Genomic DNA, 20,443 nt, shown 5'->3' with positions numbered 1-20,443 from the left:
GTCCGGTCAGACGGTGAACTTCACGCCCTGGGCCAGGGGCAGCTCGCCGGAGTAGTTGACGGTGTTGGTGGCCCGCCGCATGTAGCTGCGCCAGGCGTCGGAGCCGGACTCCCGGCCGCCGCCGGTCTGCTTCTCCCCGCCGAAGGCCCCGCCGATCTCCGCGCCTGAGGTGCCGATGTTGACGTTGGCGATGCCGCAGTCGGAGCCGTCGGCGGCGAGGAAGCGCTCGGCCTCGGCGTGGTCGCTGGTGAAGATGCTGGACGACAGCCCCTGGGGGACGTCGTTGTTCAACGCGATCGCCTCCTCCAGCGTGCGGTAGGGCAGCACGTAGAGGATCGGCGCGAAGGTCTCCTGCCGGACGATCTCGGTCTGCTCGGGCATCCGGACGACCGCCGGCTCGGCGTAGTAGGCGTCGGGCGCCTCGTCCTCGAACCGGCGCCCGCCGCCCACGACCAGCTCGCCGCCCTGCTGGCCGGCCGCCTCCAGGGCGTTCTGCATGGCCTTGTAGGCCGCCCCGTGGATGAGCGGGCCGACGAGGGTGCCCTCGGCGACCGGCGAGCCGATGGGCAGCCGGCGGTAGGCGGCGGCGACCCGCTCGGTGAGCTCGTCGATGACGTCGACGTGGGCGATGACCCGCCGCATGGTGGTGCAGCGCTGGCCGGCGGTCCCCGCCGCGGAGAAGACGATGCCGCGGGTGGTCAGGTCGAGGTCCGCGGACGGCGTCACGATGGCGGCGTTGTTGCCGCCGAGCTCCAGCAGCGAGCGGCCGAAGCGGTCGGCCACCCGGGGCCCGACCGCGCGGCCCATCCGGGTCGAGCCGGTGGCGCTCAGCAGGGCGATGCCGGGGTGGTCGACCAGGGCCTCGCCGACGTCCGGCCCGCCGACGAGCACCTGGCTCAGGCCCTCCGGCGCGCCCTCCTCGGCGATGGCCCGGTCCAGCAGCGCGGCGCTCGCCGCGGCGGTCAGCGGCGCGAGCTCCGACGGCTTCCACACCACCGGGTCGCCGCAGACCAGCGCGATCGCGGTGTTCCACGACCAGACCGCCGCGGGGAAGTTGAAGGCGCTGATCACGCCGACGACGCCCAGCGGGTGCCAGGTCTCCATCAGCCGGTGGCCGGGCCGCTCGGAGCTGATCGTCCTCCCGTAGAGCTGCCGGGAGAGCCCGACGGCGAACTCGCAGATGTCGATCATCTCCTGGACCTCGCCCAGGGCCTCGGAGGTGATCTTGCCGACCTCGAGGCTGACGAGGGTGCCGAGGTCGGCCTTGTGCTCCCGCAGCAGCTCCCCGAAGCGGCGTACCAGCCCGCCGCGGACGGGCGCGGGGACGGTCCGCCACTCGCGGAAGGCCTCCTGCGCGCGGGCGACCGCGCCGTCGACGTCGGCCGCCGTGGACCAGCGGACGGAGGACAGCGGCTGCCCGTTGACCGGGGAGGTCACGAAGTGGTCGCCGGCGAGGGCGTCCAGGTCGACACCGCAGCGGCGGGCGGCGTCCTGGGCCTGCTGACGGAGGTCGTCGGCGCTGGGCAGGGTGGTCACGGGGTTCTCCTCGGGTCGGGGTCCAGCGGTCGCGGTCGGCGGTCGGCGGCCCCGTCCAGGGCACCGCCCCGAGCCTGCGAGGGGTGGGGAGGACGGGTGGCCACCGTGCAGGGTCCCGCCGCGAGCCTGCGAGCGGTGGGGGGCACGGTGGTCCTTTCTCAGACGATGTTGAGCTCGGGGCGGGCGTCCGCGCCCGCGAAGCGTGCGGCGTTCAGGCCGGAGACGTCGACGAAGGGCTCCTCGCCGAGGTGCAGGTCGCGCACCACCTCGCCCACGGCCGGTCCCATGAGGAAACCGTGCCCCGAGAAGCCGGTGGCGTACAGGAAGCCCTCGACCGTGTCCGCCCGGCCGATGAGCGCGTTGTGGTCCGGCGTCATCTCGTACAGCCCGGCCCACCCGCCGGCGATGCCCACCCCGGCCAGCGCGGGTGCCCGCCGCTCGATCGCCTCGCCGAGGCGCGGCAGCCACGCGTCGGACCGGGTGAGCCGGAAGCCGGGGGTCTCGTCCGGGTCGGACATGCCCAGCAGCAGCCCCTCCCCCTCGGCGTGGAAGTAGAAGGAGGTGCCGAAGTCGATGGTGAACGGCGTGTGCGGGTCCAGGCCGGGGACCGGCTCGGTGACCACGATCTGCCGGCGCAGCGGCGTGACCGGCAGGTCGACCCCGGCCCACGCCCCCACCTCGGCCGACCAGGGGCCGGCGGCGCAGACCACGGTGTCGGTCCGGATCGTCCCGGCCTCGGTCCGCACGCCCACGACGCGCCCGTCGCGGACGTCGATCCCGGTCGCCGCGCAGTGCGGCAGCAGCATGGCCCCCGCCCGGCGCGCGGCCGAGGCGTAGCCGAGCACGACCGACTCGGGCGTGCAGTGCCCGTCGGTCGGCGAGTACGCGGCGGCGAGCAGCCCGTCGGGATCGATCAGCGGCGACAGCCTCCTGGCCTCCGCCACGCTGATCATCCGGCTCGGGACGCCGAGCTCGTTCTGCAGGGCGACGTTGGCCTCGAAGGCCCGGACGGCGAGCCGGCTGTCGAGCAGGAACAGGTACCCCACCTGGTGCAGGTCGATCTCCTGGCCGAACAGCGGGCCGAAGTCGCGGAAGGTCTCCAGGCTGCGCGCCCCCAGCGCGATGTTGACCGGGTCGGAGAACTGGGCCCGGACGCCGCCGGCCGCCCGGCAGGTCGACCCGGAGCCGAGGGCACCCCGGTCCAGCAGGACGACGTCCCGGACCCCCGCCCGCGCCAGGTGGTAGGCGGAGCTCAGCCCCACCACTCCCCCGCCGATGACGACGACGGAGGCCGAGGACGGGAGCCGGCGTCCGGGAGCGGTCATCGCGGGGTCCTCCGGGGGGTGAGCAGCGGGTGCTGCCATCGTGGAGCCGGCGACGGTGCAGCACCATCGATGATCCCGCAGCCGCTCCGTTTAGCGTTCCTGCATGGACGTCGACCTGGACCTCGTCAAGCTGCGGACGCTGGTCGCCATCCGCGACACGGGCAGCATGACCGCGGCCGCGGCCGCCCTCGGCTACACGACCGGCGCCGTCTCCCAGCAGATGGCCGCCCTCGAGCGGTCCGTGCGCGCCGAGCTGGTCACCCAGGTCGGCCGCCGCGTGCAGCTCACCGACGCCGGCCACCTGCTCGCCGACCACGCGGGGGAGCTGCTGTCGCTGGCCCGCCGGGCCGAGCAGGCGCTGGCCGGCCTGCCCGGGCGCCCGCAGGCGCGGGTGCTGATCGGCGTCTTCGGCACCGCGGCGGCGGCGCTGCTGCCCCGGGCCCTGGTGCGGGTGCGCGAGCAGTGCCCCGGGGTCCGCCTGCGGTCGGTCGAGGTCGACGTGGACGACGCCACCTCCGCGGTCGCCGCCGGGCGGGTCGACCTCGCCTTCGGCGTGGACTACCCGCAGGCCCCCATCCCCCGGGCGGCCGACGTCGCCCTGCACGTGCTCGCCACCGAGCGGTTCTCGATGGCGACCCCTGCCGGGCGCCCGGCCCGGGAGGACCCGTGCGCGCTGCGCGACCTCGCCGACGAGACGTGGATCCTGCCCCCGGCGCACACCTCCTACGGCCGGGCGATCCGGATGGCCTGCCGCCGGGCGGGCTTCGAGCCCCGGGTGGACCACACGGTCACCGACACGGCCTCGACCCTGTCCCTGGTGGCCGCCGGCCTCGGCGTCGCACCGGTCACCGAGCTCATGCTCGTGCTGCGCCGCGACGGTGTGGCGACGGTGGCCCTGACCGATCCGCTCGAGCGGACGATCGTGCTGGCGCACCGCCGGGACCCGGCACCGCAGCCGGGGGTGCGCGCCGTCGTCGACGCCGTCCGGGCCGCCGTGGCTACCGGGCGGGACGGCTGAGGACGGCGCGGGGCCGCGGCTCGGGATCGATCCCCCCGGGAAGGCCGAGCGCGGCCGCGGCCCGGTGCAGCGACTCCGCCCGCTGCTCGGCGTACAGCTGCTCGGGCGTGCGGACGGGACGGCCGATCGCCTCGGCGAGCCACCCGGCGTCGCGGGGGGCGCCGCCCTCGGCGGCGTCCAGCTCGCCCCGCCCGCTGAGGTTGGAGGCGAAGATCCCGGCCGCCGACCGGGGCAGGAAGTCCTCGTAGACGATCGGCTCGGCCGCCAGCCAGCCGCCGTCGAGCAGGCCGGCCAGGTCGGCCGGCGGCCGCGTCCCGTCGGGGGCCCGCTCCGCCGGGGAGAAGGTGAAGAAGGCGAGGTCCTGGCGGGCGAGCTCGGCCTCGGTGTCGGGCAGCTCGGCGGCCCACACCTCGGCGGCGACGTCCTGCCGGGCCCGGCCGGAGGCCTCGGCCGCGCGCCGGTCGACCTCGGCGACGAGCCGGTCGTACCGGTCGCGGCCCCGCGGGGTCAGGGCGATGCCGCGCGCCTCGACCTCGCCGAAGCGCACCCGCAGCTCGCCCCGCGTGATCCGCCCGTCGGCCTCGCGGAACCGCCGCGGCTCGGCGAGGGCCCGGAAGGAGGTCTGGCGCAGCAGCACGTCGGGTCCCGGCCACCGGGGCGGGCCCTGGATCGCGTCGATCATCGCCACGCCGCGGGCCTGCATGCCGGCGTAGAGGTCGTCGATGTCGAGGACCCGGGGCGTCAGGTGGTTGATGTGGGTGGTGGTCACGCCACCGATGTCGGCGGCCACCCCGGAGACGCGCTCGAGCTCGCCGTACCAGGCGCGGTCGACCGGGTCGGCGGACAGCGCGAAGGCGGCGGCGGCGAGGTCGAGGAAGCGCGCGGCGTCCGCCTCGCGCAGCTCCCCGTCGGCCTCGGCCCGGTCGGCGAGGGCGAGCAGCTCGTCGGGGAAGAGCCGGCGCGCCGCCAGGAACCGGGTGAGGCGCTCCTCGAGGTCCGCGTCGAAGAACCGCCGGTCCTGCGGCACGAGCATCGAGGTGAAGACGCGGAACGGGTTGCGGGCGAGCTCGTCGCCGTCGACGGGCCGGAAGGCGGTGGAGACGACGGGGATCGGCTGCGGGTGGGCGTCACGCAGGTCGTAGAAGCCCGTGGGGTGCATGCCGAGGGCGCCGAAGACGCGGGCCACCTGGGCGAGCTCCTCCGGCGTCCCCACCCGGATGGCGCCGTGCCGCTCGGCGGTCACCCGGTCGATGGACCCCAGGCGTTCGGCGGCGGCGCCGTCCCGGTCCAGGACCCGGCGGTTCACCTCGGCGGAGACCTCGACCAGGGTGGTGTAGGCCGGGACCTCCTTGCCGTACAGCTGGGAGAGGCGCCGCGCGAAGCGCGCCCGCAGCGCAGTGGTGTCGACGGTGGTCACGACAGCGGCTCCGGGGTGGGATCGGTCTGCAGCTGCCCGCGCAGCCGCATGGCGGCGAGCACCCGCTGCTGGGCGAGGCGCCGGGCGGCGGTGTGCGGGGTCTGCTCGGTGCGCGCCGCCTCAGCCAGCACGGCGGCCGCGTTGGCCCGCAGCTTCGCCGAGACCATCGCGAAGACGTCGGCGGGGTCCACGCGGAACGGCGAGTACCGCATGTCCATGGAGTGCGCCGCGGCGACGATCCCGCCGGCGTTGGCGATGAAGTCCGGGACGACGGGGATGCCGCGCTCGGCCAGGATCTCCAGGGCGCCGCCGGTGGTCGGCAGGTTCGCGCCCTCGACCACCAGCCGGGCCGAGGTGGCCCGGGCGACGCCGTCGTCGACGACGTCCTCGCGCGCGGCCGGCACCAGCACGTCGGTGGGGACGGCGAGCGCGGTGTCGGCCGGCCGGACACCGCCGTATCCCCGGACGCAGTCGTCCCCCAGCTCGGCCCGCAGCCGGGACAGCCGGGCGACGTCGAGGCCGTCGGGGTCGTGGACGGCACCGGCCGAGGTGGAGACGGCGACGACGGCCGCGCCCAGCTCGGCGAACCGCCGCGCGGCGGCCTCCCCGACGGCGCCGAACCCCTGGATCGCCACGCGGGAGCCGGCCAGCCGCCAGCCCGACTCGGCCGCCGCGGCGTCGGCGGCCTCGGCGACGCCGAAGCCGGTCACTCCCAGCTCGTCGTACGGCAGCCCGCCCAGCGCCCGCGGCAGGCCGACGGCCGCGCCGCGGTCGCCGAGCTCGTCCAGGAGGACGGCGGCGTCCTGCTCGGTCAGGCCCATGTCGAGCCCGAAGACGTACTCGGCCGGGACCTCGTTGCGCAGCGCCCGGGCGAAGGCCCGCAGGACCTCCTCCTTGCCGGGCGCCGTCGGGTCGCCGAGGATCCCGGCCTTCGCGCCGCCGTGGAACAGGTCGACCGCCGCCCACTTCCACGTCATGGTGCGGGCGAGCCGGGCGACCTCGCGCACGGTGAGCGTCGGGCTCATCCGGGTGCCGCCCTTGCCCATCCCCCGCGCGGTGTTGTCCAGGACCAGGACGCCGCGCATCCCGGACCTGCGGTCGGACACGCAGACGACCTTCTCCGGGCCCCACTCGTCCACCAGGGCGAGGACGTCGTCGGTCATGACCACCTGCCTCCGTCCCGCGGACCCACCAGCGCTGGTCCGAGTCTCCGGTGGACCCGTGGCCGGCGGGAAGTCCGCGAGGGCGGGCACCCGTGGCCCTGGCACCAGGGATCCTGGCGCTCCCGCCGGCGACCGGTCGGCCGGTGGGCCGGGGGCGCGGACCTAGCCTGGAGGCGTGTCCGCCCGGCCCCGGTCCCGCCGCCCGACCCACGCGCGCATCCCGGAGCGGGCCTGGCGCGCGATCGCGGGCACCGACCCGCCGACCGCGCCGATCGGCCTGCGGGCCCAGCCCAGCCGGATGGACGACCTCACCGCGCACGCCGCGCTGGGGCTGGCCCTGCGCATCGGGGCCTCGATGCTGGCCGTCGGCGGCTCCGCGGCCGACGTCACCGCGACGGTGCTGCGGGTGGCCGCCGCCTACGGGCTGACCAGCTGCCACGTCGACATCACCCACACCTCGATCACGATCAGCTACGACCGGGAGGACGCGGTGCCGCTGACCGCGATGCGGATCGTGGGCACCGCTCAGCACGACTACACCCGGCTGCAGGGCATCAACGACCTGGCCCGGGCGGTCAGCGCCGGCGCCCTCGACGTCGAGGAGGCACACCGCCGGCTGGACCGCGTGGTGTCGGCACCGGCCACCTACCGCCGCACCGTGCACACGCTCGGCTGGGCCGGCCTGGCGGGCTCCGTCGGGTTCCTCCTCGGCGGCGGGTGGCCGGAGGCGCTCATCGCGGCGCTGACCACCGCCGTGATCGAGCGGGTCCTGCGTGTGCTGAACCGGCGCAGCCTGCCGCCGTTCTTCCAGCAGGCGGCCGGGGCCGCGCTCGCCACCGGGGTCGCCGTCCTGCTGCTCGCCTGGGACGTCGACGTGCGGACACCCCTGGTCGTCGCCGCCGGCATCGTCGTGCTGCTCGCCGGGCTGTCCCTGGTCAGCTCCGCCCAGGACGCGATCAGCGGGTTCCCGGTGACCGCCGCGGCGCGGGCCTTCGAGGTGGTGACGCTGACCGCCGGGATCGTCGTGGGCATCGCCGGCGTGCTCGACCTGGCCCAGCGCGCGCGGCTCCCGCTGACGGTCGTCGACACCTCGCCGTCCCCCGTGCCCTTCGCCGTGGGGCTGGCCGCGTCGGCCGGGATCGCCGGGTGCTGGGCCCTGGCCTGCCACGCCCGGCCGCGCGCCGTGGGCGTCGCCGCGACGGCCGGCGCGCTGGCGTGGACGACGTCCTGGGCGACCGGGGACCTGGGGACCGGTCCCGCGCTGGCCAGCGGGGTCACCGCCGTCGTCCTCGGGTTCTGCGCGGAGGTGCTGACCGGACCGCTCCGGGTGCCGTCGCAGCTGGTCGCCGTCTGCGGCATCGTCCCCCTGCTGCCCGGGCTGGCGATCTACCACGGCCTGTTCGCGATCGTCGTGGACGCCGACATCCAGGGCGGCCTGGCCACCCTCGTCGGGGCCGCCGCGGTCGGGCTCGCCCTCGCCGCCGGGGTCACCCTGGGTGAGTACCTCGGCCGGTCGGTCAACGGCGCGCGGGACCGCTACGACGAGCGCGTCCGCCGGCGGGCGATGACCGCCGACTGAGGGCCGCCCCGGCCGGTGTGACCCCGGTCACCCTCCAGTAGAGTCGCCTCCTCGCAGCCGTGCGAGCGCCGGCCGACCCGGGAGGGGAGGCGCCATGGTCAACCGCGTGCTGGTGTGGGCCGCGGCCAACCCGAGGCTCCAGCGGCAGGTGACCGAGAACCCGATCGCCCGCCGCGCCGCCCACCGCTTCGTCGCCGGGGAGCGGCTCGACGAGGCGCTGGACGTGGCCACGGCGCTCGCGGCCCGGCGGATCGGCGGGATCCTCGACCTCCTCGGGGAGGGGGTCACCGACCTCTCCGGCGCGGACACCGCCGTCGCCGAGTACGAGGCCGCCGCCAAGGCCATCGCCGCCCGCGGTCTGGACGCCCCGATCTCCATCAAGCTCTCCCAGCTCGGCCAGACCGTGGACCGGGACGCGTGCCGGGCCAACCTGACCGGGATCCTCGACTCCGCCGAGGCCGTGGGCGTCCCCGTCGAGATCGACATGGAGGACAGCAGCCTGGTCCCGGACACGCTGGCGCTGTTCCGGGAGGCCGCGACCGCGCACCCGCGGACCCGCCTCGCCGTGCAGGCCGCCCTCCGCCGCACGCCGTCGGACCTGGAGACGCTGGCGCCGCTGCGGCCGCGGGTCCGGCTGGTCAAGGGCGCCTACGCGGAGCCGCTCGAGCGGGCCCACCAGGGCCGGGCCGAGATCAGGGCGCAGTTCCGGTACCTCACCGACTGGCTGTTCGAGCACGGCTCCGACCCCGCGTTCGGCACGCACGACGACGAGCTCGTCGCCCACGCGCGGGAGGCCGCCGCCCGGGCCGGCCGGGGCCCGGAGGAGTACGAGTTCCAGTTCCTCCACGGCGTCCGCCGCGACCTCCAGCAGTCACTCGTGGACGACGGTCACCGCGTCCGCGTGTACATCCCCTTCGGCTCGGCCTGGTACCCGTACCTGACCCGCCGGATGGCCGAGCGCCCGGCCAACCTGCTGTTCTTCCTGCGGGCCCTCGTCGGTCGATGACCCGCACGACACCCGGAGCGTGATCCGCCGTGCTCGACGCCGTCACCCAGGTCCCCCCGCCGGTCAACGAGCCGGTCCACGACTTCGCCCCCGGCAGCGCCGAGCGGGCCGCGCTCGAGGAGCGGCTCAAGCAGCTCGCCGCCGAGCGGGTCGAGCTCACCATGGCGATCGGCGGTGAGCAGCGCGCCGGCGGCGGTGAGCCCATCGACGTCGTCCAGCCGCACCGGAAGGACGCCGTCCTCGGCACCATGCACAACGCGACCCCGCAGGACGTCGCCGACGCCGTGGAGGCCGCCCGCGCCGCCGCGCCCGCGTGGCGGCGGATGTCCTACGACGACCGCGCCGCCGTCTTCCTCAAGGCCGCCGAGCTGCTCGCCGGGCCGTGGCGGCACACCCTCGCCGCGGCCACGATGCTCGGGCAGAGCAAGACCTGCTACCAGGCCGAGATCGACACGCCCTGCGAACTGGTGGACTTCTGGCGGTTCAACGTCCACTTCGGCCGGCAGATCCTGGAGGAGCAGCCGCAGAGCTCGCCGGGCGTGTGGAACCGCTTCGACCACCGGCCGCTCGAGGGCTTCGTGCTGGCGATCACGCCGTTCAACTTCACCGCGATCGCCGGCAACCTGCCCACCGCACCGGCGCTGATGGGCAACACGGTGATCTGGAAGCCGTCGCCCACCCAGCAGGTGGCCGCCCACCACACGATGCGGGTCCTGGAGGAGGCCGGCCTGCCCCCGGGCGTCATCAACATGGTCACCGGCGACGGCCGGGCGGTCAGCGAGGTCGCGCTGGTGCACCCCGACCTGGCCGGCATCCACTTCACCGGGTCCACCGCGACCTTCGGGCACCTGTGGCGGACGGTGACGGAGAACCTGACCGGCTACCGGGCCTACCCCCGGCTGGTGGGCGAGACCGGCGGCAAGGACTTCGTGATCGCGCACCCCTCCGCCGACGTCGACGTGCTGCGCACCGCCCTGGTGCGCGGGGCGTTCGAGTTCCAGGGGCAGAAGTGCTCCGCGGCCTCGCGGGCCTACATCCCCCGGTCGGTGTGGGACCGGCTCCGGGACCCGTTCCTGGAGGAGGTCGACGGCATGCCGATGGGCGACGTCACCGACTTCTCCAAGTTCCTCGGCGCGGTCATCGACCAGCGGTCCTTCGACCGGCTGACCGGCGTCCTGGACCGGGTCCGCGGCGAGGCCGGCGTGGAGATCCTGGCGGGCGGTACCGCCGACGACAGCGAGGGCTTCTTCGTCCGGCCCACCCTGGTCCAGGCCGACAACCCCGAGCACGAGGTGTTCACCACCGAGTACTTCGGCCCGATCCTCGGGGTGTTCGTCTACGACGACGCCGACTACGACCGCGTGGTCCGGGAGGCCGCGGACGCCGCGCCGTACGGCCTGACCGGCTCGATCATCGCCCAGGACCGCGCCGCGATCGTCGAGGCGATGGAGGTGCTGCGGTTCTCGGCCGGGAACTTCTACGTCAACGACAAGCCGACCGGCGCCGTCGTCGGCCAGCAGCCCTTCGGCGGCGCCCGGGCCAGCGGCACCAACGACAAGGCCGGCTCGCCCCTCAACCTCCTGCGGTGGGTCTCGCCACGGTCGATCAAGGAGAGCTTCGTGCCGCCCACCGACTACCGGTACCCGCACATGGGCTGAGCGCCGTCCTCCGCTGCTCCCGTCACGGCGACTCGGTGGGGTAGCCCTCCTCGTCCATCCGGCGGACGGTGCGGGGGTCGAGCCGGCCCTCCCCCACGGCGGCGTCGACCTCGACGTCGACGACGGCGCCGTGCTCGTGCATCCACCGGTCGGCGCGGGTCTCCGCGGCCACCCCCTCCTCGGTCAGGTGGGCCTCGCCGATGGCCTTGCGCCGGACGGCGTAGGCGATGAGCACGACCGCCCAGGCGAGCAGGCTGAGCACGAGCTGCGACCGGGTGGTGTCCCGGACGAACATCTGCACCAGGATCGCGACGATCGCGGCCGCCGTGAGCAGCGTCAGGACCGGGAAGAACCACATCTTCACCCGCAGCCGCTCCGGCGGGATCGTCGGCCGCATCCGCAGCTCGGACAGCGTGATCAGCAGGTAGACGAACAGGATGATCGCGCCGGAGGAGTTGAGCAGGAACAGGAAGACCGTGTCCGGCGAGACGTAGGCCGCGACCACGCAGAGGAACCCGACGACGCTGGACGCGAGGATCGCCCACGCGGGGACACCACGCCGGTTGATGGAGAGCAGCCGGCCCGGCGCCTCGTGCCGGGCGGCGAGCACGAACAGCATGCGGGAGGCCGTGTAGAGGCCGGAGTTCAGGCAGGACAGGACGGCGGTCAGCACCACCGCGTTCATGATCTCGGCCGCCGCCGGGATGCCCATCTCCTCCATCGCGGCCACGTACGGCGAGTCACCGAGCTCGGTGGAGTTCCACGGCAGGATGGTGGCCAGCAGGAAGATCGAGCCGACGTAGAAGATCAGGATCCGGAAGACGACGGAGTTGGTCGCCCTGGCGATGCCGCGCTCCGGCTCGTCGGACTCCGCCGCGGCGATGGTGGCGATCTCCGCACCGACCATCGAGAAGACCACGATGACGATGCCCGAGAAGAGCGTGCCGACGCCGTTGGGGAACAGGCCGCCGTGCTCGGTGAGGTTCGAGAAGTCGAGGTCACGGCCCGGCCAGAGCCCGAGGACGAACAGCGCGCCGAGGCCGATGAACGCCATGATCGCCAGGACCTTGACGCCGGCGAACCAGTACTCGAACTCCCCGTAGGAGGCCACCGAGAACAGGTTGGTCGCCGTCATGAGCACCATCAGGACGAGCGCCATGACCCACAGCGGGACGTCGGGCAGCCAGCGCTGCAGGATCGCCGCGCCGGCCACGGCCTCGAAGCCGACGACGATCACCCAGAAGTACCAGTACAGCCAGCCCACGCTGAAGCCCGCCCAGCCGCCGAGCGACTGCCGCGCGTAGTCGGCGAAGGACCCCGTCGAGGGGTTGGCCACCGCCATCTCCCCGAGCATCCGCATGACCATGACGATCAGGACGCCGGTGAGGGCGTAGGTCAGGAACGCCGCGGGGCCGACCTCACCGATGATCGCGCCCGAGCCGACGAACAGGCCCGCGCCGATGACGCCGCCGATGGCGATCATCGTGAGGTGGCGCTGCTTGAGTCCCTTGTGGAGGTCACCGCTCTCGGCGGGGCCGTGTGCCATGTCCGCTCCCTCGTGTGGCAACGAGTCGGTGGGGTTCCGGCGTGGGTCCCAGGATGGGACGGCCCCCGGGGGCGCGCCACTACAACGACTCCGCTCGGTGAGGCCGCGTGCGCGGGCCCGGCCCGGCGCGCGGGCGGGCCGCCGGACACGCCGGTGCGCCTGCCGGCGTCAGCCGGCGCCGGCGGGCGTCAGGCCGTCCAGGCCGTCGTCTCGTCGAGGGCCACCAGGGCAACGGCCTGGGACCCGGTGAGGTCGCCGGAGCGGGTCCACTCGTCCCGCAGGTGCCGTCGGGCCGCCTGCGGCGACCTCAGGTCCGAGCTGTCCGGGGACCAGCAGTCGAGGAGCACCAGGCGGCGCGCCAGGCGGCGGGTCCAGGTCCGTGCCGCTGCCGGCCCACGCCGGTCCGGCCGCGCGCCGAGGGTGCGGAGACCGGGCTCGAGGGGATCGGGTTCGCGGGACACCGGGGCTCTCCTGGTCGGCGGGGCGGCGCGGCGGGGACGGCTCGGCGTCCCGGCACCGGGTCCACCGTAGGGCCGTGCCCGGGGTCCGGGTCGCACGTCCGGGCGTGACGGTCCGCACGCCCCGACGGGCGGTCGGGGCTCCCCGTTCGGCGACGGTCCGGAGATCCTCCTCGCCCAGCGCCACGCCGTCCTGACCGTCGCCCAGGGTGGTGGGGAGGGAGCCCCGGCCGCACCGGCAGCCTGGCGCCGCACCCCGCCCGGAGGTGGCCGGGTCAGACGATGCGCGTCTGGACGTGCACCTCCTCGGGGGCGGTGTGGGTCATCGCGACGACCAGGTCCAGAGCCATCTCCTCGATGTCGTCGACGCTGTCGGCCTGGGTCGTGCCGACACCCGGGACGTCGATCACCCAGTGGTCGCCCTCGCAGATCGCGGTCGCGGTGTAGCTGGCCATCGGTCCTCCCCGGTCAGGTGGACAGGAGTACTGCGCCGGTCAGGGTCCGGTGCGGGGCGCGGGGGTCGCGCCGGAGCCCAGGCGCACGTTGATCTGCTTGGTCTGGGTGAAGCCGGCGATCATGCCCTCGAGGGACACCTCCCGGCCGATGCCGCTCTGCTTGTAGCCGCCGTAGGACTGGCCGACGACCTGTCCGCCGCCCTGGTTGACCTGCACCCAGCCCGCCTCGAGCCGGTGCGCGGTGGTGATCGCCAGGTCGATGTCGTGGCTCCAGACGTAGGCACCCAGCCCGTAGGCGGTGTCGTTGGCCATGCGGACGACGTCGTCGACGTCGGTCCAGGCGATGGCGACGACCACGGGCCCGAAGATCTCCTCGCGGGCCAGGCGGAAGCTGTTGTCGCCGCCGGAGAACAGCGTGGGCACGTGGAAGAACCCCTCGGCCAGCGGCCCGTCCGTCGGCGGCAGCCCACCGGTCTCCACGTGCAGCGCGGAGTTGGCCAGCCCGTCCTCCAGGTACTCCCGGATGGAGTCGAACTGGGTCTCGTTGATGACCGCGCCGATGTCGCTGGACTCGTCAAGCGGGTCGCCGACCCGCATCGACCCCAGCCGCTCGCTCAGCCGGGCGAGCACCTCGTCGTGGACGTCGCGGTGCAGGAACAGGCGGGAGCCGGCGGTGCAGCTCTGGCCCTGCCGGCTGATCCGCGAGGACAGCACCAGCCCCTCGATCAGCTCGTCGGTCACCGCACCGGGGAACACGATCGACGGGTTCTTGCCGCCCAGCTCCAGGGACAGGTGGGCCAGCCGCTCCCCCGCCTTGGCCGCGATGCCGCGGCCGACCTCGGTGGAGCCGGTGAAGGAGACCTTGTCGACGCCGGGGTGCTCGACCAGGGCGTTGCCCGCGGCCCGGCCGGTACCGGTGACGACGTTGAGCACGCCGGGCGGCAGGACCTCCTGGCAGATCTCGGCCATCAGCAGGATCGACAGCGGGGCGTCCTCGGCGGCCTTGAGCACGATGGTGTTCCCCGCGGCCAGCGCGGCCGGGACCTTGAAGCCGGCGATCATCAGCGGCGAGTTCCACGGCAGGATCGCGCCGACCACACCCAGCGGCTCCTGCCGGGTGTACTGCAGCTGGGTCGCCCCGGCCGGCAGGGTCGTGCCCTTCACCTCCCCGGCGACGCCGCCGAAGTAGCGGAACAGGTCGACCAGCAGCGCCGCCTCGGGCCGCGCCTGGGTGCGCAGCGCGTTCCCGGTGTCGGCGGCGGTGACCCGGGCCAGCTCCTCGGCGCGGCCCTCGAGCGCGTCGGCGATCCGCAGCAGCAGGCGCTGGCGCTCCTTGAAGTGCTGGTCGCGCCAGGCGGGGAACGCCTCCCGTGCGGCGGCGACGGCCCGGTCGACGTCCGTGGCGTTGCCGCGCGGGACGCGGGCGAGCACCTGGCCGCGCCGGCCCGGGCTGGTGATCTCGCGCCACTCGCCGTCGACGGCCTCGACCCAGTCCCCGCCGATGAGCATCAGCCGGGTGGGCGGGGACGTCGTGCCGGTGGAGGGACTCAGGACACTCTGCTCGGACATGGACATCTCCTGTGCCTGGGTGGGGAGGGGTCAGCCGGCCGGGCCGGACGTCCCGCTCGGCGGAGGGTGCGTCGCGTCGTCAGCCTGCACCCGACGGGCCGCGACCGGAAACCCCGACGTCGGGTCCGCCTCCGCCTCCGCCGGCGCCGGTCGGGCCCGTCGGGGCACCCGGTCACGCGGCCGGGCGGCCTCCGCCGCGCGGTCCGCGGCTGTGCGCCTCGGGGACGACGGTGGTCCCGGTCGCCCGGACGACGACGACGGGCTCGTCCAGGACGTCGGCGCCGGACGGGCTGTCGTCGTACCGGGAGGCGATCACCTTGCGGGCCTCCAGCTGCACCGTGCGGCTGGTGGTGCCGATCCGGGTGACGGTCCCGGTGATCTCGAGGAAGTCGCCGGCGTACACCGGCGCCAGGAACTCCACCTTCTCGTAGCCGACGAACAGGCCCTCGTCGCCGTCGGTGATGATCGCGACCTCGGTGACGACGTCGCCGAAGAACTTGAGCACGCGGGCGCCCTCGACCAGGTTGCCCCCGTAGTGGGCCTCCTCCTGGCCGATGCGCACGCGCAGCGTGCTGACGATGGGCTGGGTCTGCTCGGTCATGTCCTCGCTCCTCGGGTGTGTCGGTCGGGTGCTACGGGTCACGGGGTGCGGGTCAGCGCCGCGTCGACGGCGACGGCGCGGGTCCTGCTGACGATCACGGGGTTGACGTCGATGGCGGTGGTGTCGGGAGAGGAGGCGCCCAGCCGGCTGACCGCGCGCAGGGCGCGGATGACGCCCTCCTGGTCGAGCGCGCCCCCGCGCGCGCCGGCGAGCATGCGGCCGACCCGGCTGCGCTCCAGGAAGCCCCTCGCCGCCGGCCCGTCCAGTTCCCCGACGTGGACGTCCACGACGTCGAGGAACTCGGTCCACACGCCCCCGAGGCCGACCAGGCAGGTCGGTCCGAAGACGGGGTCGCGGTGGAAGCCGACGAGGACCTCCAGGTCCCCGCGGACCAGCTCGGCGACGAGCAGCTCGAGGCCCACCCCTTGCTCCGCCGCCCACGTGAGCATGCGGTCGGCCTCGGCGGAGACCTGCTCGGCGGTGGCCAGACCGACCGCGACGAGCCCGGCCTCGGTCTTGTGCAGCAGCCCCTCGGCCACGCCCTTGAGGACGACGGGACCGCCCAGCTCGGTGAAGGCGTCGGCGGCGGCCGCCGCGGAGGTCACGCGCAGGGTGCGCGGCACCGCGAGGCCGAGGCCGGCGAGGGCGGCCAGCACCTCGTCCTCGGTGGACGGCAGGGGCCCGCCGGCGGCCGGGTCGGCCGGCCGGACGGCAGGGGCGGGGACGCCGGGCCCGGCCTCCGCCCGCCGGCCGAGCGCGGCCAGGGCGCCCAGGGCCGGGCGGGCACCGCGCAGCAGCGGGATCCGCGCCTGCGCGCAGAAGGCGGCGAGCTCCTCCGGCGGGTCCTGGCTGGCCGGGCTGAGGACGACCGGCACGGTGGTCGTGTCCGCGACGGCCTCGTGCAGCGCCTTGGCCAGGAACAGGCCGAGGTCCTTCTCGTGGGTGCCGGCGGTCTGCTGCTGGTCGATGCCGACGACGAGGAGGTCCCCGCCCTCGGCGGCGGCGACCCGCAGGGCCTCCGGGTAGATGGCCTCGTGCTCGTCGGCGCCCCAGGGGTCGAGCGGGTTGCGCGGGGAGAACCGCGGCCAGCGCTGGACGAGGGCGCGGCGGGCGTCCTCGCCCAGGCGGGGCAGCTCCAGGCCGACGTCGGCGGCGACGTCGGCGAGCAGGTTGCCCTCCCCGCCGGAGTTGGTCACCAGGTGCGCCCGCAGTCCCGCGACGCGGCGCCGGGTGCCCAGGACCTCGCCGAGGGTCAGCAGCTCGTCGAGGTCGGCGGCGAGCACGGCGCCGGCCTGGGTGAGTGCGGCCGCGGCCGTGCGGGCGGCGCCCGCCAGCCGGCCGGAGTGGGCCTGCACGCCCTCCTGGGCCGTGGCCGACCGGCCGACGACGCAGGCGGCGAGCGTCTTGCCCGCCTCCGCCAGCTCCCGGCAGGCGGCCAGCGTCTCCTCGCCGTCCCCGATCGCCTCCACGAAGGCCAGGACCGCGGTGGTCTCCGGATCGGCGGCGAAGAAGCGCAGGTGGTCGGCGAGGGTGAGCACGGCCTCGCTGCCCGAGGAGACCGCGGTCGACAGCGGCACCCGCGGCCCGGCGTTGACGAACGCCTCCACGATCGCGCCGCTCTGGGCGACCAGGCCCACGCTCCCCCGGCGCAGCTGCGGACCGACGCTGCCGATGTAGGGGGCCGCACCGGTGACCAGGTCGAGCACGCCCATGCAGTTGGGCCCGACCACGGCGACGCCGCGCTCCTCCCGGAGCCGCTGCAGCTCCCGCACCAGGTCGTGGGCGACGGTCCCCGAGTCGGTCGCGCCGGCGCCGGGGACGACGAAGGTGCGCACGCCGGCGGCGAGACCCTCCTCGACCACCTCGAGCACGCGGTCGGCGCGGACCTGCGCCAGGGCGACGTCGACCGGCTCGTCGAGGTCGGACAGGGTGGGCACCGCGGTCACGCCGGCGACCTCGCGGTGCTTCGGCGTGACGGCGACGAGCCGGCCCCCGTAACCGAGGGCCCGGCTGTTCTCGAGCGCGACGCGGCCGACGAAACGCGACGGCGACGCACCGACGACTGCCAGGGAGCGGGGCCTGTACCGCACGTCGATGGACACGGCACGAGCATCGGGGCCGCAGGACCGCGATCGGGGCGGACAGGGTGTCGGGAGCCGCCCCTCCGACCGGACACCATGACTCGCACGGTGTGCGCCCTCGGGCCCAGGATCGACGCATGACCGCTCTCCCCTCCTCCGTCCGTGCCCTGGTCGCCGACTCCTCGGGACCGGAGTCCCGCCTGGAGCTCCGCTCGCTGCCCACCGCCGACCTGGGGGACGGGGACGTCGTCGTCGCCGTGTCCTGGTCGAGCGTCAACTACAAGGACGGCCTCGCCTCCCGCAAGGACGGCCGGGTCGCGCGCATCGACCCGCTCGTGCCGGGCATCGACCTGGCCGGCACCGTCGTCGACCCGGGGGGCTCCGACCTGGTGGCCGGGCAGCCGGTCCTGGTCCACGGCTACGACGTCGGCGTCGCCCACCACGGCGGCTACGCCGAGTACGCCCGGGTGCCCGCCGGCTGGGTGGTGCCGCTGCCCGACGGGCTGAGCGGGCGCCAGGCGATGACCCTGGGCACGGCCGGGTTCACCGCGGCGCTGAGCGTCGTCGCCCTCGAGGAGCACGGCCTGGTCCGGGGTGCCGGGCCGGTCCTGGTCACCGGGGCCACCGGCGGCGTCGGCAGCGTGGCGGTGTCCGTCCTCGCCGCGCGCGGGTACGAGGTCACCGCCGTCACGGGCAAGGCCGGGGCCGCCGACTGGCTGCGGTCGCTGGGCGCGGCCGACGTCGTCGACCGTTCGGCACTGGACGCCTCCCGTCCGCTGCAGCGGGAGACGTGGGCCGGCGCCGTCGACTGCGTCGGCGGGGAGACGCTCGCCGCCGTCCTGGCCTCGCTGCGCTACGGCGGGGCCGTGGCGGCGTCGGGCAACACCGGCGGCGCCGCCGTCCCCACCACGGTCTTCCCCTTCATCCTGCGCGGCGTGAGCCTGCTCGGCATCGACTCGGTGCAGTGCGCGATCGACCGCCGCCGCGCGGTCTGGGCGCGCCTGGCCACCGACCTGCGCCCGGCGTCGCTCGACGAGCTGGCCACCGACGAGGTGCCGCTGGAGGAGGTCCCGGGCGCGCTGGCGCGGATCCTCGACGGTGGGGCCCGCGGACGCACCCTGGTGCGGGTCTCCTGACGGCGGTTCTCGGACTTGTCGGGGGGAGGTCGACCGGCGAGATCGGCGGTGTCGCACGCGTCGAGGCCGGCAACCGTGCGAGACCGCCGATCTCGCCGGGGCGCGCGGCGCTCGACGTTCCCTAGGCTCGGGTCCACCGCCGCCGTGCCGTGGAGCGGGCTCCCCGGCACTCCCCGAGGAGCTCGCCGTGGCCAGCATGACCGTCCGGGATGCCCTGGCCGTGCCGGCCCTGCGCAGCGCCGGCCCGCGCGTGCTCGCCGGGGTCACGGGCCTGGGTCGCCAGGTGCGCTGGGTGCACACGACCGAGCTGGTCGACATCGCTCCCCTGCTGCGCGGCGGCGACCTGGTGCTGAGCACGGGGATCGCCCTGCCCGACAGCGCCGACGACCTGGCGGCGTTCGCCGACAGCCTCGACCGGAGCGACGCCGCCGGGCTGGTCATCGAGCTGGGACGGCGCTGGACGGAGGTCCCCGCGGCGCTGGAGGCCGCCTGCGAGCGGCTGTCGCTGCCCCTCGTCGCGCTCGCCCGCGAGGTCCGGTTCGCGGCCGTCGCCCAGGCGGTTGGCGAGCGGATCGTCGACTACCAGCTCGAGGAGCTGCGCGAGGCGCAGCGCGTGCACGACGTCTTCACCGAGCTGAGCATCGCCGAGGCCGGCCCGGCGGAGATCCTGGAGTCGGTGCAGCGCCTCGCCGGCGCCACGGTCGTCCTCGAGGACGCGCAGCACCGGGTCCTCGACTACCGCTCGGGGCCCGGGGACACCGCCGCGTCCCTGGCCGACTGGCAGGCCCGCTCCCGCGTCGTCGCCCTCGACGGGCGCACCGCGTGGGACCAGGCCAACGGCTGGCTGGTGACCCGGGTGGGCAAACCGGACCGCGGCTGGGGCCGGCTGGTCATCGAGTCACCGGACGAGCCCCCGCAGCGCCTCGTCGCGACGGCGGAGCGGGCGGCGGCCGCCCTGGCCCTCCACCGGCTGCACGACCGGCAGCGCGACAGCCTGGTCCGGCGCACGCACCACGAGCTGCTCGTCCGGCTGCTCGCCGACCCCGGCGCGCCGGACGTGCTGCAGCGCTGCGAGCTCGCCGGGGTCCCCCTGGTCCGCCGGCAGCTCGTCGGCCTGGCCCTGCGCCCGCCGGTGGGGGCCGACGAGCCCGGCCGCCGCCCCGGGCAGCTGGACGCCGCGGTGGCCGCGGTCGCGCACGCGGTGCACGAGATGCGGGTGCCCGCCCTCGTCTGCGAGATCGACGGTGCCGTGCGGGCCCTGCTCTCCGTCGGCCCCTCGGCCGCCGGTCCGCAGGTGACGGAGGACCTCGCCGGGCGCGTGCACCGGCGGGTCCGCGTCGTGATCGGCGCCGGCCGCGCCGTGGACCGGGTCGGCGACGTCGGGCGCACCCTGCGCGAGGCGCTGCACGTCGTGGACTCGGTGCGGCCGGGTGCGCGGGCGCGCCCGGTGCACCGCCTGGAGGACGTGCACCTGCGCGGCCTGCTGACCATGCTGGCCGACGACGAGCGGCTGCGGCTGTTCACCGCCCGGGAGCTCGACGCGCTCAGGGAGCACGACGCCCGCACGCAGTCCGGGCTGCTGGACACGGTGCGCGCGCTGGTCCGGCACCCGGGGAGCAAGTCGGATGCAGCGGCCGCGCTGCACGTGTCGCGGTCGGCCTTCTACGACCGGCTGGCCAAGGTGGAGCAGGTGCTCGGCGTCGACCTCGACGACCCGGACATCCTGGTGTCACTCCACGTCGCCGTCCTCGCCGACGAGGTGTTCGGCGGCGGACCCGGGTGAGCAGCCCCGGGGGGGGGGGGGGGGGGGGGGGGGGGGGGGGGGGGGGGGGGGGGGGGGGGGGGGGGGGGGGGGGGGGGGGGGGGGGGGGGGGGGGGGGGGGGGGGCGGCGGGG

General features: G+C 75.5%; 16 protein-coding genes. 6 read left to right on the top strand and 10 right to left on the bottom strand.

Annotation, left to right across the window (positions count from 1 at the left end):
* Positions 1–6: 6 nt before the first annotated feature.
* Both amaB and ACI78Z_RS21570 read right to left on the bottom strand, forming a co-directional pair.
* Positions 7–1,536, bottom strand: a complete 1,530-nt coding sequence (amaB, locus tag ACI78Z_RS21575) for an L-piperidine-6-carboxylate dehydrogenase (protein WP_457038582.1) — start codon at positions 1,534–1,536, stop codon at positions 7–9.
* 158 nt (positions 1,537–1,694) lie between these two features.
* Entirely contained in the window at positions 1,695–2,861 is a 1,167-nt protein-coding gene (locus ACI78Z_RS21570) for an NAD(P)/FAD-dependent oxidoreductase (protein WP_457038581.1), read from the bottom strand.
* A gap of 103 nt (positions 2,862–2,964) precedes the next feature.
* On the opposite strand from ACI78Z_RS21570, the gene ACI78Z_RS21565 reads away from it, so the two are divergent.
* Positions 2,965–3,879: a LysR family transcriptional regulator gene (locus ACI78Z_RS21565; RefSeq protein ID WP_457038580.1), complete on the top strand. Its 915-nt coding sequence runs from the start codon at positions 2,965–2,967 to the stop codon at positions 3,877–3,879.
* Here ACI78Z_RS21565 and hglS read toward each other — a convergent pair.
* Positions 3,860–5,296 carry a 2-oxoadipate dioxygenase/decarboxylase gene (gene hglS, locus ACI78Z_RS21560; RefSeq protein ID WP_457038579.1) on the bottom strand — a complete coding sequence of 479 codons (1,437 nt, stop codon included), beginning with the start codon at positions 5,294–5,296 and terminating at the stop codon, positions 3,860–3,862. The two genes, ACI78Z_RS21565 and hglS, sit on opposite strands and share 20 nt — an antisense overlap.
* Entirely contained in the window at positions 5,293–6,459 is a 1,167-nt protein-coding gene (locus tag ACI78Z_RS21555; RefSeq protein WP_457038578.1) for a Glu/Leu/Phe/Val family dehydrogenase, read from the bottom strand. Before ACI78Z_RS21555 ends, hglS begins: the two co-directional genes overlap by 4 nt.
* A gap of 175 nt (positions 6,460–6,634) precedes the next feature.
* On the opposite strand from ACI78Z_RS21555, the gene ACI78Z_RS21550 reads away from it, so the two are divergent.
* The 3 genes from ACI78Z_RS21550 (at position 6,635) to pruA (ending at position 10,702) form a co-directional block, all read left to right on the top strand.
* Positions 6,635–8,038, top strand: coding sequence for a threonine/serine ThrE exporter family protein (locus tag ACI78Z_RS21550; RefSeq protein ID WP_457038577.1), 1,404 nt, complete (start codon positions 6,635–6,637; stop codon positions 8,036–8,038).
* 94 nt (positions 8,039–8,132) lie between these two features.
* Complete coding sequence (locus ACI78Z_RS21545) at positions 8,133–9,044, top strand: proline dehydrogenase family protein (protein ID WP_457038576.1); 912 nt, start codon at positions 8,133–8,135, stop codon at positions 9,042–9,044.
* Positions 9,045–9,073: 29 nt separating this feature from the next.
* On the top strand, positions 9,074–10,702 hold the full coding sequence (gene pruA / locus ACI78Z_RS21540) for an L-glutamate gamma-semialdehyde dehydrogenase (protein ID WP_457038575.1): 1,629 nt from the start codon (positions 9,074–9,076) through the stop codon (positions 10,700–10,702).
* Positions 10,703–10,724: 22 nt separating this feature from the next.
* On the opposite strand, the gene ACI78Z_RS21535 is transcribed toward pruA, so the two are convergent.
* The 6 genes from ACI78Z_RS21535 to ACI78Z_RS21510 all read right to left on the bottom strand — a co-directional run bounded on the left by ACI78Z_RS21535 (position 10,725) and on the right by ACI78Z_RS21510 (position 17,433).
* Positions 10,725–12,248, bottom strand: coding sequence for an amino acid permease (locus ACI78Z_RS21535; RefSeq protein WP_457038574.1), 1,524 nt, complete (start codon positions 12,246–12,248; stop codon positions 10,725–10,727).
* A gap of 188 nt (positions 12,249–12,436) precedes the next feature.
* The gene (locus tag ACI78Z_RS21530) at positions 12,437–12,709 is read right to left on the bottom strand and encodes a hypothetical protein (protein ID WP_457038573.1); all 273 of its coding nucleotides are present in this window, start codon (positions 12,707–12,709) and stop codon (positions 12,437–12,439) included.
* A gap of 272 nt (positions 12,710–12,981) precedes the next feature.
* Positions 12,982–13,161: a hypothetical protein gene (locus ACI78Z_RS21525; protein ID WP_457038572.1), complete on the bottom strand. Its 180-nt coding sequence runs from the start codon at positions 13,159–13,161 to the stop codon at positions 12,982–12,984.
* A 39-nt stretch (positions 13,162–13,200) separates the two neighbouring features.
* A complete protein-coding gene (locus ACI78Z_RS21520; RefSeq protein ID WP_457038571.1) occupies positions 13,201–14,730 on the bottom strand; it encodes an aldehyde dehydrogenase family protein in 1,530 nt (509 codons plus the stop codon).
* Between the two features lie 172 nt (positions 14,731–14,902).
* Positions 14,903–15,331, bottom strand: coding sequence for a 3-aminobutyryl-CoA ammonia lyase (gene kal / locus ACI78Z_RS21515; RefSeq protein WP_457038570.1), 429 nt, complete (start codon positions 15,329–15,331; stop codon positions 14,903–14,905).
* 38 nt (positions 15,332–15,369) lie between these two features.
* Positions 15,370–17,433 carry an acetate--CoA ligase family protein gene (locus ACI78Z_RS21510; protein ID WP_457038569.1) on the bottom strand — a complete coding sequence of 688 codons (2,064 nt, stop codon included), beginning with the start codon at positions 17,431–17,433 and terminating at the stop codon, positions 15,370–15,372.
* Positions 17,434–17,549: 116 nt separating this feature from the next.
* On the opposite strand from ACI78Z_RS21510, the gene ACI78Z_RS21505 reads away from it, so the two are divergent.
* Entirely contained in the window at positions 17,550–18,548 is a 999-nt protein-coding gene (locus tag ACI78Z_RS21505; RefSeq protein WP_457038568.1) for an acrylyl-CoA reductase family protein, read from the top strand.
* 196 nt (positions 18,549–18,744) lie between these two features.
* A complete protein-coding gene (locus ACI78Z_RS21500) occupies positions 18,745–20,331 on the top strand; it encodes a PucR family transcriptional regulator (protein ID WP_457038589.1) in 1,587 nt (528 codons plus the stop codon).
* Positions 20,332–20,443: the final 112 nt, after the last annotated feature.

The organism is Geodermatophilus sp. SYSU D01176 (assembly GCF_054050015.1).
Note: the sequence above shows the minus strand (reverse complement) of the source record. Positions and strands in the feature narration are given on the sequence as shown.